Annotated in this window: 13 protein-coding genes and 1 riboswitch; of the genes, 10 read left to right on the top strand and 3 right to left on the bottom strand. The window is 68.8% G+C overall.

The window, feature by feature from the left end; all coding sequences use genetic code 11:
- Window positions 1–20: 20 nt before the first annotated feature.
- Both BM252_RS06520 and BM252_RS06515 read right to left on the bottom strand, forming a co-directional pair.
- A complete protein-coding gene (locus BM252_RS06520; protein ID WP_093385289.1) occupies window positions 21–902 on the bottom strand; it encodes an LpxL/LpxP family acyltransferase in 882 nt (293 codons plus the stop codon).
- Window positions 899–1,777 (bottom strand): lysophospholipid acyltransferase family protein, encoded by an 879-nt coding sequence (locus BM252_RS06515; RefSeq protein ID WP_093385286.1) that lies wholly within the window; start codon window positions 1,775–1,777, stop codon window positions 899–901. Before BM252_RS06515 ends, BM252_RS06520 begins: the two co-directional genes overlap by 4 nt.
- Before the next feature lie 199 nt (window positions 1,778–1,976).
- On the opposite strand from BM252_RS06515, the gene metK reads away from it, so the two are divergent.
- The 6 genes from metK to metF all read left to right on the top strand — a co-directional run bounded on the left by metK (window position 1,977) and on the right by metF (window position 6,859).
- The gene (metK, locus tag BM252_RS06510; protein ID WP_093385283.1) at window positions 1,977–3,143 is read left to right on the top strand and encodes a methionine adenosyltransferase; all 1,167 of its coding nucleotides are present in this window, start codon (window positions 1,977–1,979) and stop codon (window positions 3,141–3,143) included.
- A 209-nt stretch (window positions 3,144–3,352) separates the two neighbouring features.
- Window positions 3,353–3,562: a type II toxin-antitoxin system RelE/ParE family toxin gene (locus BM252_RS32100; RefSeq protein WP_342742464.1), complete on the top strand. Its 210-nt coding sequence runs from the start codon at window positions 3,353–3,355 to the stop codon at window positions 3,560–3,562.
- Window positions 3,563–3,677: 115 nt separating this feature from the next.
- On the top strand, window positions 3,678–4,001 hold the full coding sequence (locus tag BM252_RS06500) for a helix-turn-helix domain-containing transcriptional regulator (protein WP_093385279.1): 324 nt from the start codon (window positions 3,678–3,680) through the stop codon (window positions 3,999–4,001).
- 76 nt (window positions 4,002–4,077) lie between these two features.
- Window positions 4,078–4,148: riboswitch (S-adenosyl-L-homocysteine riboswitch) on the top strand.
- Between the two features lie 26 nt (window positions 4,149–4,174).
- Entirely contained in the window at window positions 4,175–5,602 is a 1,428-nt protein-coding gene (gene ahcY, locus BM252_RS06495) for an adenosylhomocysteinase (RefSeq protein ID WP_093385276.1), read from the top strand.
- An 86-nt stretch (window positions 5,603–5,688) separates the two neighbouring features.
- Window positions 5,689–6,045 carry a phage holin family protein gene (locus tag BM252_RS06490; RefSeq protein WP_093385273.1) on the top strand — a complete coding sequence of 119 codons (357 nt, stop codon included), beginning with the start codon at window positions 5,689–5,691 and terminating at the stop codon, window positions 6,043–6,045.
- Window positions 6,032–6,859: a methylenetetrahydrofolate reductase [NAD(P)H] gene (gene metF / locus BM252_RS06485; protein WP_093385270.1), complete on the top strand. Its 828-nt coding sequence runs from the start codon at window positions 6,032–6,034 to the stop codon at window positions 6,857–6,859. Before BM252_RS06490 ends, metF begins: the two co-directional genes overlap by 14 nt.
- A gap of 77 nt (window positions 6,860–6,936) precedes the next feature.
- On the opposite strand, the gene BM252_RS06480 is transcribed toward metF, so the two are convergent.
- Window positions 6,937–7,482 carry a 5-formyltetrahydrofolate cyclo-ligase gene (locus tag BM252_RS06480; protein ID WP_245774128.1) on the bottom strand — a complete coding sequence of 182 codons (546 nt, stop codon included), beginning with the start codon at window positions 7,480–7,482 and terminating at the stop codon, window positions 6,937–6,939.
- Window positions 7,483–7,588: 106 nt separating this feature from the next.
- On the opposite strand from BM252_RS06480, the gene BM252_RS06475 reads away from it, so the two are divergent.
- The 4 genes from BM252_RS06475 (at window position 7,589) to BM252_RS06460 (ending at window position 12,674) form a co-directional block, all read left to right on the top strand.
- Window positions 7,589–9,568 carry a lytic transglycosylase domain-containing protein gene (locus BM252_RS06475; RefSeq protein WP_093385264.1) on the top strand — a complete coding sequence of 660 codons (1,980 nt, stop codon included), beginning with the start codon at window positions 7,589–7,591 and terminating at the stop codon, window positions 9,566–9,568.
- Between the two features lie 37 nt (window positions 9,569–9,605).
- Window positions 9,606–10,571 carry a complex I NDUFA9 subunit family protein gene (locus BM252_RS06470; RefSeq protein ID WP_093385262.1) on the top strand — a complete coding sequence of 322 codons (966 nt, stop codon included), beginning with the start codon at window positions 9,606–9,608 and terminating at the stop codon, window positions 10,569–10,571.
- Between the two features lie 103 nt (window positions 10,572–10,674).
- Window positions 10,675–11,391: a glutathione S-transferase family protein gene (locus BM252_RS06465; RefSeq protein ID WP_093385259.1), complete on the top strand. Its 717-nt coding sequence runs from the start codon at window positions 10,675–10,677 to the stop codon at window positions 11,389–11,391.
- 8 nt (window positions 11,392–11,399) lie between these two features.
- On the top strand, window positions 11,400–12,674 hold the full coding sequence (locus BM252_RS06460; RefSeq protein ID WP_093385907.1) for a multifunctional CCA addition/repair protein: 1,275 nt from the start codon (window positions 11,400–11,402) through the stop codon (window positions 12,672–12,674).
- The last annotated feature ends 15 nt before the right edge of the window (window positions 12,675–12,689 follow it).

Genomic DNA, 12,689 nt, shown 5'->3' with positions numbered 1-12,689 from the left:
GGAAAGGGTGGGCGGGGCGCTCAGGGCGCCGGCTTGGCGTACAGCGAGCTCTGGCCGGCCGGCCGCGTCTTGAAGCGCTTGTGGGTCCAGAAATACTCGGCCGGCGCCTCGCGCACGCGCTCCTCGATGAACTCGTTCATGCGGCGGGTGGCGGCGACCATGTCCTCGCCCGGGTAATTGTCCCACACCGGGTAGAACTTGACACGCCAGCCGCGGTAGTTCGGCAGGAAGGTGGCGATCACCGGCATCACCTGGGCGCCGGTGCTGGCGGCGATGCGCGCGGTGGCCGTCAGGGTGGCCGCCTCGACGCCGAAGAAGGGCACGAAGGCGGCGTCCTTCTCGCCGAAGTCCATGTCCGGCAGCATGAAGTAGGGCAGCTTGTCGCGCAGCGCGCGCAGGATCGGCTTGATGCCGTCCTGGCGGGTGAACAGGCGCACCGGCTTGAAGCGCGAGCGGCCCCGGCGCAGCACCTTGTCGAAGGCGGCGTTCTTCTGCTGCACGTACATCGACGAGGCGCTGGCCTGCATGGCGATGGCGACGCCGGCCACGTCGAGGCAGACGAAGTGCGGGCACAGCAGGATGGTCGGCTTTTCCGTCATCGCCGCCACCGGCACTTCGCCGGGCTCGACGGTGATGAGGCGGCGCAGGCGCGCCTCCGAGGCCCACCACAGCACGCCGCGCTCCCACACGCTGCGCGAGTAGGCCTGGAAGTGCTGGCGCGCCAGGCGCACCCGCGCCGCCTCGTCCAGCTCCGGCAGGCACAGGCGCAGGTTGGTCAGCGCGATGTGGCGGCGCGCGCGCAACAGGGCGAACAGGATGGCGCCGACCAGGTCGCCGAAGCGGCCCAGCAGCGGCAGCGGCAGCCAGTGCAGCAGCCACATCAGTCCAAGCATCAGCTTCATGCCGCCCCCCCGTCGTCGTTGCCGGCGGCCGGGGCCGTGGCGGCGGGCGCGCTGGCGCCGGCCGGCACCTTGTAGCGGTTGTAGCTCCAGTAATACTGCCCCGGGCTGCGGGCGATCAGCCGCTCCATCGCCGCGTTGATGGCGCGCGCCTGCTCGGCCGCCGTGCCGTCCAGGCTGGCCTCGAGCGGGACGAAGCGGATCAGGTAGCCGCGGCCGCGCGCCAGCCGCTCGGCGTAGGTGACGATGACGACGGCGTCGCCCATCTGCGCCAGCTTGGCCGGCAGCGTCATGGTGTAGGCGGGGCGGCCGAAGAAGTCGGCCCAGACGCCCTCGCCCTCCTGCGGCACTTGGTCGGGCAGCAGGCCGATCGGCCGGCCCTTCTTCAGCGTCTTGGCCAGGATGCGCACGCCGGACATGTTGGCCGGCGCCAGCAGCAGGTTGTGGCGCGCCCGGGCGCCCTCGATCAGCGGCTTGAGCGCCGCCTTCTTCGGCGGCCGGTACATCACGGTCAGCTCGGTGCGCAGGGCGATCTCCTGCGCGACGATCTCGAAGCAGCCCAGGTGTGGCGTCAAAAAGACGATGCCGCGGCCGGCGTCGAGCGCCTGCTGGACCACGCCCCAGTTCTCGTCGCTGGCGTGGCGCGACACGCGCTCGGGCGCGGCGCACCAGATGAAGGGCAGTTCGACGATGCTTTTACCGGCCTCGGCGATGGCGGCCGGCAGGTAGTCGGCGTAGCCGGCCTGGCGCATGTTGTCGCGCATGCGCCGGCGGTAGGAGGGCGAACCCAGGTAGACCAGCCAGCCCAGCGCGGCGCCCAGCGCGTGCAGGAAAGGCAGGGGGAAGATGGAGAAAAAACGGAAGAGGGATACCAGCATGGGCTTGATTCGTGTAAAGAAGAGGGCGTTCGGCGGTCATTGCCTAGCCAAAATTTTTTTAAGAAGCGTAAAATACCACGTATGCAGTATCCGCTGAGTTAACAGACAACTTGCGAAGCGGAATATAAATATCGCTAAAGCGTCGCAAGCCGTATTGGTTGGCGACAAAACATCTTCACACCAATATAAGGAGCTTGCGATGTCAAACGATTATCTCTTCACCTCAGAATCCGTTTCCGAAGGCCATCCGGACAAGGTCGCCGACCAAATCTCCGACGCCATCCTCGACGCCATCCTGGCGCAGGACCCGAAGGCCCGCGTCGCCGCCGAAACGCTGTGCAACACCGGTCTGGTGGTGCTGGCCGGCGAGATCACCACCTTCGCCAACGTTGATTATATTCAAGTCGCGCGCGAGACCATCAAACGCATCGGCTACGACAACACCGACTACGGCATCGACTACCGCGGTTGCGCCGTGTTGGTCGGCTACGACAAGCAGTCGCCCGACATCGCCCAGGGCGTCGACGAGGGCGCCGGCATCGACCTCGACCAGGGCGCCGGCGACCAGGGCCTGATGTTCGGCTACGCCTGCGACGAGACGGCCGAGCTGATGCCGGCCGCCATCCACTACGCCCACCGCCTGGTCGAGCGCCAGTCGCAGCTGCGCAAGGACGGCCGCCTGCCGTGGCTGCGCCCGGACGCCAAGTCGCAGGTCACGTTGCGCTACGTCAACGGCCGCCCGGTCGCCGTCGACACCGTGGTGCTGTCGACCCAGCACTCGCCGGACATCTCGCACAAGCACATCGAAGAGGCGGTGATCGAGGACATCATCAAACAGGTCATGCCGCGCGAATGGCTGGTCGGCACCCGCTACCTGGTCAACCCGACCGGCCGTTTCGTCATCGGCGGCCCGCAGGGCGACTGCGGCCTGACCGGCCGCAAGATCATCGTCGACACCTACGGCGGCGCCAGCCCGCACGGCGGCGGCGCCTTCTCCGGCAAGGACCCCACCAAGGTCGACCGCTCGGCCGCCTACGCCGCCCGCTACGTCGCCAAGAACGTGGTGGCCGCCGGCCTGGCGCGGCAGTGCCAGGTGCAGGTCAGCTACGCCATCGGCGTGGCCAAGCCGATCAACATCACGGTCTACACCGAGGGCACCGGCGTGATTCCGGACGACAAGATCGCCGCCCTGGTGATGGCGCACTTCGATCTGCGCCCGAAGGGCATCGTGCAGATGCTCGACCTGCTGCGCCCGATCTACCAGAAGACCGCCGCCTACGGCCACTTCGGCCGCGAGGAGCCGGAGTTCACCTGGGAGCGCACCGACAAGGCCGCCATCCTGCGCGACGCCGCCGGCCTCAAGTAATCCAGCCCGCCGTCCGCCGCCGCCGGCCCCCGCCGGCGGCGGCGCCAAGGCAAAGCCGCCCAGCCCAGCGCTGCGCGGCTTTTTTTTCGCCGTGCGCGGGTGGCGCCGTGTCTTTGGCTTGAGCTGAATTGGTTTTGGGCGGGAGCTGCCTATACTGTACTCCACCACCACAACGGATCGGCTTGACCTTGATTCGTATATATACGAAAATGAACTACGCTATCCAGTATTACCTGACCTCGGACCAGGTCAATGTCGCCGGGAAGTGGCTGCGCTCGCTGCGCGACCAGATTGCCAAGGCCAAGATCGCCAAGCGGATTTCTCGTTTTGAGAATGGCAACTTCGGCGACCACAAGCCTTGCCGAGACGGCGTATGGGAGATGCGCGTTGACGAGGGACCTGGCTACCGCGTCTATTAGGCGATCGCCGACAAGCAGGTGGTTCTGCTCCTGTGCGGCGGCGACAAGACAACCCAGGACGCGGACATCGAAGCCGCGATCGAATACTGGAAAGACTGGAAGGAGAGGCAAGAAAATGACGGTGAAGACACAAACTAGCCAGCCGCACGATGAGGTTGTCGCCGACATGCTCCGCTCCGACCCGGAATTTCGAGCCGCGATGATCAACGAGGTGATGCTCGACGGCGACCACGCCGACATGCTGATTCTGCTACGCCAGCTCACCCTCGCGGAGGGCGGTATGAAAGTCATCGCGGAGCGAACCGGCTTGAACGAGACCGCCCTCTATCGTTTGATGTCGGCAAAGGGCAACCCAAGCCTGAAAAATTTCTCCAAGCTGCTAGATTCCCTGAACTTGCAGCTTGCGGTCGTGGCGAAGCGCGAGACTGTCGCCGCCTAGCCCGCCTAGCCCGCCTAGCCCGCCCAGCGCGGCGGCATTTTCTTGCATGCGGCGGCGGCAACGGTGGTAAAATCCTTGCTCCGAGGAGCGTTGCGACGAAATTCCCCATTTCGCCAGGCTCGGAATCTGCAACCGCGCTCACGTTACTTTTTTCTAACTGAAAGGAGGGCGTGATGAACGCCGTACTCAAATCCGCACAAGACTATCTGGTCGCCGACATCTCCCTGGCCCCTTGGGGTGACAAGGAAATCAAGATCGCCGAAACCGAAATGCCCGGCCTGATGGCGATCCGCGAGGAATTCGCCGCCAGCCAGCCGCTCAAGGGCGCGCGCATCACCGGTTCGCTGCACATGACCATCCAGACCGCCGTGTTGATCCAGACCCTGGAAGCGCTCGGCGCCAAGGTGCGCTGGGCCTCGTGCAACATCTACTCGACCCAGGACCACGCCGCCGCCGCCATCGCCGCCGGCGGCACGCCGGTGTTCGCCATCAAGGGCGAGACGCTCGACGAGTACTGGGACTACACCCACCGCATCTTCGACTGGCCGGCCGACGCCGCCGGCAACGCCGTCTACTCGAACATGATCCTCGACGACGGCGGCGACGCCACCCTGCTGCTGCACCTGGGCGCCCGCGCCGAGCAGGACATCGGCGTGCTGGCCAGCCCCGGCTCGGAAGAGGAGATCTGCCTGTTCAACGCCATCAAGCAGCACCTGGCGATCGACCCGGCCTGGTACTCCAAGCGTCTGCCGCAGATCATGGGCGTGACCGAGGAAACCACCACCGGCGTGCACCGCCTGTACCAGATGCATAAAGAAGGCAAGCTGGCCTTCCCGGCCATCAACGTCAACGACTCGGTCACCAAGTCGAAGTTCGACAACCTGTACGGCTGCCGCGAGTCGCTGGTCGACGGCATCAAGCGCGCCACCGACGTGATGATCGCCGGCAAGGTCGCCGTCATCGCCGGCTACGGCGACGTCGGCAAGGGCTCGGCCCAGGCCATGCGCGCCCTGTCGGCCCAGGTCTGGGTCACCGAAATCGACCCGATCTGCGCGCTGCAGGCGGCGATGGAGGGCTACCGCGTGGTCACGATGGAATACGCCGCCGAACACGGCGACATCTTCGTCACCTGCACCGGCAACTACCACATCCTCACCGAGCAGCACATGCTGGCGATGAAGGACCAGGCGATCGTCTGCAACATCGGCCACTTCGACAACGAGATCGACGTCGCCGCGCTGAAGAAGTACACCTGGGAAAACATCAAGCCGCAGGTCGACCATGTGATCTTCCCGTCGGGCAAGCGCATCATCCTGCTGGCCGAGGGCCGCCTGGTCAACCTCGGCTGCGGCACCGGCCACCCGTCCTACGTGATGAGCTCCTCGTTCGCCAACCAGACCATCGCCCAGATCGAGCTGTTCGCCAACACCGCCAACTACCCGGTCGGCGTCTACGTGCTGCCGAAACACCTCGACGAGAAGGTCGCCCGCCTGCAGTTGAAGAAGCTCAACGCCCAGCTGTCGGTGCTGACCGACGAGCAGGCCGCCTACATCGGCGTCAAGCAGGAAGGCCCGTACAAGCCTGAGCACTACCGTTATTAATCTGCGTTAAGCAGCGGGGCCGGCCTTTTCGCGATCGCCGGCCCCAGTTGTATCCGTCACTCCCCATTTTGCAGCGAGTCCCACCCATGCGTTTGGTCCTTACCTGGTTAATCAACGCGGCAGCCCTGCTGGCCGTTCCCTACCTGATGCATTCCGTCGATGTCACGAGCATCGGCGCGGCCCTCGTCGCGGCCCTTTTGCTGGGCCTGGTCAACACCCTGATCCGCCCCGTGCTGCTGCTGCTGACCCTGCCGGTGACGGTGGTCTCGCTCGGCCTGTTCATCTTCGTCATCAACGGCCTGATGTTCTGGCTGGTGGCCCAGCTGGTCAACGGTTTCCATGTCGACAGCTTCTGGTCGGCCATCGGCGGCGCCCTGCTGTACAGCGTGATTTCCTGGTCCCTGTCCACCCTACTTCTGAAGAACGCAGATGGAAACCCCTAATTTCAGTATCGAATTCTTTCCGCCCAAGACGGCGGAGGGCGCCGAGAAGCTGCGCGCCACGCGCGCCCAGCTCTCGCTGCTGCACCCCAAATATTTCTCGGTGACCTTCGGCGCCGGCGGCAGCACCCAGCGCGGCACGCTCGACACGGTGGTGGAAATCCTCGCCGCCGGCGAGCAGGCGGCGCCGCACCTGTCCTGCGTCGGCGGCACGCGCGAGTCGATCCGCGCCATCCTGGCCGAGTTCAAGTCGCACAACATCCGCCGCATCGTCGCCCTGCGCGGCGATTTGCCGAGCGGCTACGGCGCGGCCGGCGAGTTCCGCTACGCCAACGAGCTCGTCGAGTTCATCCGCGCCGAGACGGGCGACTGGTTCCACATCGAGGTGGCCGCCTATCCCGAGGTGCACCCGCAGGCCCGTTCGCCGCAGGACGACCTGCTGGCCTTCGAGCGCAAGGTCAAGGCCGGCGCCGACGCCGCCATCACCCAGTACTTCTACAACGCCGACGCCTACTTCCAGTACGTCGAGCAGGCCCGCAAGCTGGGCATAGCGGTGCCCATCGTGGCCGGCATCATGCCGATCACCAACTACACCCAGCTGATGCGCTTCTCCGACATGTGCGGCGCCGAGATCCCGCGCTGGGTGCGCCTCAAGCTGGCCAGCTTCGGCGACGACAGCGCCTCGATCAAGGCCTTCGGCCTGGACGTGGTGACGGCGCTGTGCCAGCGCCTGCTGGCCGGCGGCGCGCCCGGCCTGCACTTCTACAGCATGAACCAGGCGGCCGCCACCACGGCGCTGTGGCAGCGCCTGGTCTGAGCGCCGGCGCCGCGTGCGCAGGGGCAGACTCCCCGCCTTGGCGTCAGGGTCTGAACGCAGGCGCCGCGTGCGCAGGGTCAGACCCTAGGGTCTGACCCTATTGATCCGCGCTCGGTGACGATGCCGTCGAGCGCGACGTCGTGGCCGTCGCTGGCGAACTCGGCCGCCAGGCAGGCGTAGGCCACGCCCAGCGTGCGCGGGCGCGGCTGGCGCGCCAAGGTGCGGTCGTAGAAGCCGCCGCCGTAGCCGAGCCGGTAGCGGCCGGCGTTGAAGCCCAGGCAGGGCACCAGCAGCGCCGGCGGATAGGGCGCCAGGCGCAGCTCGGCCGGCACCGCCACCCCCATCTTGTCCTTCACCATCGCCTCGCCGATGTCCCACTCGGCGAACTCCAGCGCCGCGTCCCTTCGCAGCACCACCGGCAGCAGCAGGCGCGCGCCCAGCCGCGCCAGCTCGGCGTAGGCGGCCGCCAGGTCCGGCTCGTCGCGCAGCGGCCAGTAGACGCCCAGCGCGCCCGCGCCGCTGCCGCGCCACCAGTCGACCACGTGGGCGCCGATGGCGCCGTCCCAGCGCGCCCGGGTGGCGCCGTCCAGGCCGCGCCGCGCCGCCAGCAGGCGCCGGCGCAAATCGGCCTTTTCATTGAGCGGCGGGGCTGGTGGTGGCTCTGCGGCGCGTGGTATTCTAGGGTCGCTGTTCATGTCCATTGAATTAAGATTTTGTGAGAGTCGCACATTGATGTCCGCTTCGAAATGGTTTGCCGGCGCCGCCATCCTGGCCGCGTGCGCCGTAACATCGCCGGCCCGCGCCGACGACAGTGGAAGCGATAGCCGCAAAGAGGACGACGCCTTCCTGCTGCTGCGCGACGCGGTGCGCCAGGACGACGCCGCCAAGGCCGAGTTCTACGCCGCCCGCCTGGCCAACTACTCGATTCCTTCCTACGTCGACTATTATCGACTCAAATCGCATTTCCGTAGCGCCTCGAGCGAGGAGATCCGCGATTATCTGCGCCGCTACGAGGGCAGCGCCATCGCCGACCGCCTGCGCAACGACTGGCTGCTCGAGCTGGGCCGCAAGCGCGACTGGGCCAACTTCGACGAGCAGCTGCCGCTCTACGTCATCAACGACGACACCCAGGTCAAGTGCTACGCGCTGCAGTCGCGCGCGCTCAAGGGCCAGCGCGTGGCCGGCGAGGCGCGCGCCCTGCTGGTCGCCCCCAACGTCTACGGCGAGGCCTGCGGCGGCCTGATCGCCACCCTGTTCCAGGGCGGCCAGTTCGACCGCAACGACGTGCTGGCCCAGCTGCGCCTGGCCGGCGAGTTCAACGCCACCGGCCAGGGCCGCCGCGCCGCCGTGCTGCTCGACGGCTCCGACAAGAAGATCGCCCAGGCCATCGACCTGCCGGCCATCGCCCTGGCCAAGGGGCCGGGCGCCGGCCACCTCGAGCACGAGATCTACCTGGTGGCCGTCGGCCGCATGGCGCGCACCAGCGTCAAGCTGGCCGTGCTGGCGCTCAACAAGGCGGCGCCCCACCTGACGGCGCAGGAGCAGGCGGTCGGCTGGGGCAACATCGCGCTGTGGTCGTCCTACACCCTGGCCGCCGAGACGGGCGAGTACTGGCGCCGCGCCAACGGCGCGCCGCTGTCGCAGGACGCGCAGCAGTGGAAGACCCGCATCGCCCTGCGCGACGGCGACTGGAAGCTGGTCAAGAGCTGCATCCAGGCGATGCCGGCCGGCCTGCGCGCCGAGCCGGCCTGGGTCTACTGGATGGGCCGCGCCCTGATGGCCGAGGCCGGCAGCACGGCGCCGACGGCCGAGGCGGCCCAGCTGTTCCGCGGCATCGCCGAGCAGTCCAACTTCTACGGCCAGCTGGCCGCCGAGGAGCTGGGCCGGCTCAGCACCATTCCGCTGCCGGGCGCGCCGATCGGCCCGGCCGAGATCGCGCCGATCGCCGCCGACCCCGGCTTCCAACGGGCCCTGAAGTTCTTCGCCATGCGCCTGCGCTTCGAGGGCACGCGCGAGTGGAACTGGGCGCTGCGCAAGTTGAACGAGCGCGAGCACCTGGCCGCCGCCGAGTTCGCCCGCCAGCACAACATCCTCGACCGCATGGTCAACACCTCGGAGCGCACCCGCATCCAGGTCGACTACAGCCAGCGCTTCCCCTCGCCGCACCTCGACATCATGCACCCGACCACCCAGACGCTGGGCCTGGACAAGGCCTGGGTGTACGGCCTGATCCGCCAGGAATCGCGCTTCATCATGGACGCCCAGTCCTCGGTGGGCGCCTCCGGCCTGATGCAGGTGATGCCCTCGACCGGCCGCTGGGTGGCCAAGAAGATCGGCCTGACCGACTTCGTGCAGGAGATGCTGAGCGACGCGCGCACCAACATCCTGCTCGGCGCCAACTACATGAACATGGTGCTGGGCAACATGGACGGCTCGCAGACGCTGGCCACGGCCGCCTACAACGCCGGCCCCGGCCGGCTGCGCTCGTGGCGCGCCACCCTGACCAAGCCGATGGAGGGCGCCGTCTTCGTCGAGGCCATCCCCTATCTGGAGACGCGCACCTACGTGAAGAACGTGATGTCGAACGCGACCTACTACGCCGCCCTGTTCGAGGGCCGGCCGCAGTCGCTCAAGGCGCGCCTGGGCACGGTGGCGCCGAAGGGCTACAGCGAGCAGGAGCAACAGGAGAGCAGTTTCGGCACCCGCTGACGGCGGCGCCCCGGGTTTCGGCGCACAGGAGGACGGCATGGACGATTTGAACGTGGTGGTGATCGGCGGCTCCGGCTTCATCGGCAGCCACCTGGTGGCGCAGCTGGCCGGGGCCGGCGCGCGCGTGTTGGTGCCGAGCCGGCGCTACGAGGATGCCAAGCATCTGATCTTCCTGCCGCGCGTCGAGGTGCGCCAGGCCGACGTGCACGACGACGCCGTGCTGGCCGGGCTGCTGCGCGGCGCCGACGCCGTCGTCAACCTGGTCGGCCTGCTGCACTCGCGCCCCGGCACGCCCTACGGCCCGGACTTCGCCCGCGCCCACGTCGAGCTGCCGCGGCGGATCGCCGCCGCCGCCGTGGCGGCCGGCGTGCCGCGCTACCTGCACATGAGCGCGCTGGGCGCCGGCGCCGACGGGCCGTCGATGTACGCCCGCTCGAAGTGGGACGGCGAGCTGGCGGCGCAGGCGCGGCCGCCGCTGGCGGCCACCATCTTCCGCCCCTCGGTGGTGTTCGGCCCGGGCGACAATTTCTTGAACCTGTTCGCCAAGATGCAGCGCCTGCTGCCCGTGGTGCCGCTGGCCGGCGCCGACGTGCGCTTCGAGCCGGTCTACGTGGGCGACGTGGCGCGCGCCTTCGTCGCCGCGCTGCGCCAGCCGCGCAGCCGTGGCCGGATCTACGAGCTGGGCGGGCCGCAGGTCTACACCCTGGCCCAGCTGGTGCGCCTGGCCGGCCGCTACGGCGGCCACCCGCGCCCCGTCGTCAAGCTGCCCGACGGCCTGGCGCGCTTGCAGGCGCGCTTGTTCGAATGCCTGCCCGGCACGCCGCTGATGAGCCGCGACAACCTCGACTCGATGAAGGTCGACAACGTGGTTGCGCCGGCCACCAGCGCGCTGACCCTGGCCGACCTGGGCATCGGCCCGACCGCGCTGGAGGTGGCGGCGCCGCACTACCTGGGCGCCGTGGCCGACCCGCTCGACGGCTACCGCCGCCGCGCCGGCCGCTAGCCGGCCCGGCCCCCGACCCGGCCCACGGCACCGCCCCAGCGGACCAACGCAGACCAAGCAGACCAACGCAGACCCCAGCACGCTCACCCTCCACGGACGACATATGCAGACCACCCAGCTCGACCCCTCCCTGACCAACGCCCTGGCCGCCGCCCGCCAGCCCGGCCTGACCCTGGTCATCGGCAACAAGAACTACTCGTCCTGGTCGATGCGGCCGTGGGTGGCGATGACCGCCTTCGGCATCCCCTTCCAGGAGGTGCGCGTGCTGCTCGACCAGCCCGACACCGCCAACCTGATCGCCAACTACTCGGCCTGCGGCCGCGTGCCGGTGCTGCTGGCCGGCGAGATGACCATCTGGGACAGCCTGGCGATCTGCGAATACCTGGCCGAGCAGTTCCAGGAGCTGCACCTGTGGCCGCAGGACGTGGCGGCGCGCGCCATGGCGCGCTCCATCTGCGCCGAGATGCACGCCGGCTTCGCCGACCTGCGCGGCGCGATGTCGATGAACATCCGCGCCAGCCACCCCGGCAAGGGCCGCAGCCACGGCGCCCAGGCCGACATCGGCCGCATCAGCGAGATCTGGGAGGAGTGCCTGTCGCGCTTCGGCCACCACCAGTTCCTGTTCGGCGAGTTCTCCATCGCCGACGCCTACTTCGCCCCGGTGGTGCTGCGCTTCCGCACCTACGGCGTGTCGCTGGCGCCGGCGCTGAACGCCTACTGCGAACGGGTGCTGGCCCATCCGGCGGTGGCGCGCTGGGTCGACGAGGCGATGGCCGAGACCGAGACGGCGCCCAAGCACGACGCCGAGATGCCGGAGTAGGCGTGGCGATGCGGATTTATGTGGTGGGCGGCGCGGTGCGCGACGCCCTGCTCGGCGTGCCCTTCCAGGACCACGACTACGTGGTGGTCGGCGCCACCCCGGAGGACATGCTGCGGCTGGGCTACCGCCCGGTCGGCAAGGACTTCCCCGTCTTCCTGCACCCCAGGACGCAGGAGGAGTACGCGCTGGCGCGCACCGAGCGCAAGACCGCGCCCGGCTACCGCGGCTTCGTCTTCCACACCTCGCCCGAGGTGACGCTGGAAGAGGACCTGGTGCGGCGCGACCTGACCATCAACGCCATCGCCCGCGCCGACGACGGCACGCTCTGCGACCCCTTCGGCGGCCAACGCGACATCGAGCAACGGGTGTTCCGCCATGTCTCGGCCGCCTTCGCCGAGGACCCGGTGCGCATCCTGCGCGTGGCCCGCTTCGCCGCCCGCTACCCCGACTTCACGGTGGCGCCGGAGACCAACGCGCTGATGCGCCAGATGGTCGAGCAGGGCGAGGTCGACGCCCTGGTGCCCGAGCGGGTCTGGCAGGAGCTGTCGCGCGGCCTGATGGAGCGGCGCCCCTCGCGCATGCTCGAGGTGCTGCGCGACTGCGGCGCGCTGGCGCGCATCCTGCCGGAACTCGATACACTATGGGGCGTGCCGCAGCCGGAGCTGTATCATCCCGAGATCGACACCGGCGCCCACGTGTTGCAGGTGGTCGACTGCGCCGCCGCCGCCGGCCTGGCGCTGCCGGCCCGCTTCGCCTGTCTGACGCACGACCTGGGCAAGGGCGCCACGCCGGCCGACCAGTGGCCGGCCCACCACGGCCACGAGGGCCTCGGCGTGCCGCTGGTCGAGCGGGTCTGCAAGCGGCTGAAGGTGCCGGGCGAGTGCCGCGACCTGGCGCTGATGACGGCGCGCGAGCACGGCAACGTCGGCCGCGCGCTGGTGTTGCGTCCGGCCACCATGGTCAGCCTGATGGAGCGCTGCGACGCCTTCCGCAAGCCGGCCCGCTTCCGCGAGATGCTGCTGGCCACCGAGTGCGACTCGCGCGGCCGCGCCGGCGCCACCCGCAGCCTGCGCGAGCAGCCCTTTCCGCAACTGGCCCATTTGGAGGCGGCCTTGGCGGCGGCGCGCGGCGTCGACGCCGGCGCCGTCGCCCAGCGCTGCCTGGAGCAGCCGCAGCGCATCCCCGAGCAGGTGCGCCGCGCCCGCGTGGCGGCGGTGCGCCAGGCGCTGGGCGGCGCCGCCGACGACAGCGACGATGGCGCCGACGGCGCCCCGACTAAGTAGAACTACCGTACGAAA

The sequence above is a fragment of the Rugamonas rubra genome, from assembly GCF_900114705.1.
GTDB lineage: Bacteria > Pseudomonadota > Gammaproteobacteria > Burkholderiales > Burkholderiaceae_D > Rugamonas > Rugamonas rubra.
Note: the sequence above shows the minus strand (reverse complement) of the source record. Positions and strands in the feature narration are given on the sequence as shown.

Excerpts from the sequence above, each read along its gene's own strand:
- BM252_RS06515 (WP_093385286.1), bottom strand. The coding sequence starts at position 1,777 with ATGCTGGTATCCCTCTTCCGTTTTTTCTCCATCTTCCCCCTGCCTTTC.
- BM252_RS06500 (WP_093385279.1), top strand. The coding sequence starts at position 3,678 with ATGACGGTGAAGACACAAACTAGCCAGCCGCACGATGAGGTTGTCGCC.
- BM252_RS06470 (WP_093385262.1), top strand. The coding sequence starts at position 9,606 with ATGGACGATTTGAACGTGGTGGTGATCGGCGGCTCCGGCTTCATCGGC.
- BM252_RS06465 (WP_093385259.1), top strand. The coding sequence starts at position 10,675 with ATGCAGACCACCCAGCTCGACCCCTCCCTGACCAACGCCCTGGCCGCC.
- BM252_RS06460 (WP_093385907.1), top strand. The coding sequence starts at position 11,400 with ATGCGGATTTATGTGGTGGGCGGCGCGGTGCGCGACGCCCTGCTCGGC.
- BM252_RS06520 (WP_093385289.1), bottom strand. The coding sequence starts at position 902 with ATGAAGCTGATGCTTGGACTGATGTGGCTGCTGCACTGGCTGCCGCTG.
- metK (WP_093385283.1), top strand. The coding sequence starts at position 1,977 with ATGTCAAACGATTATCTCTTCACCTCAGAATCCGTTTCCGAAGGCCAT.
- ahcY (WP_093385276.1), top strand. The coding sequence starts at position 4,175 with ATGAACGCCGTACTCAAATCCGCACAAGACTATCTGGTCGCCGACATC.
- metF (WP_093385270.1), top strand. The coding sequence starts at position 6,032 with ATGGAAACCCCTAATTTCAGTATCGAATTCTTTCCGCCCAAGACGGCG.
- BM252_RS32100 (WP_342742464.1), top strand. The coding sequence starts at position 3,353 with ATGAACTACGCTATCCAGTATTACCTGACCTCGGACCAGGTCAATGTC.
- BM252_RS06490 (WP_093385273.1), top strand. The coding sequence starts at position 5,689 with ATGCGTTTGGTCCTTACCTGGTTAATCAACGCGGCAGCCCTGCTGGCC.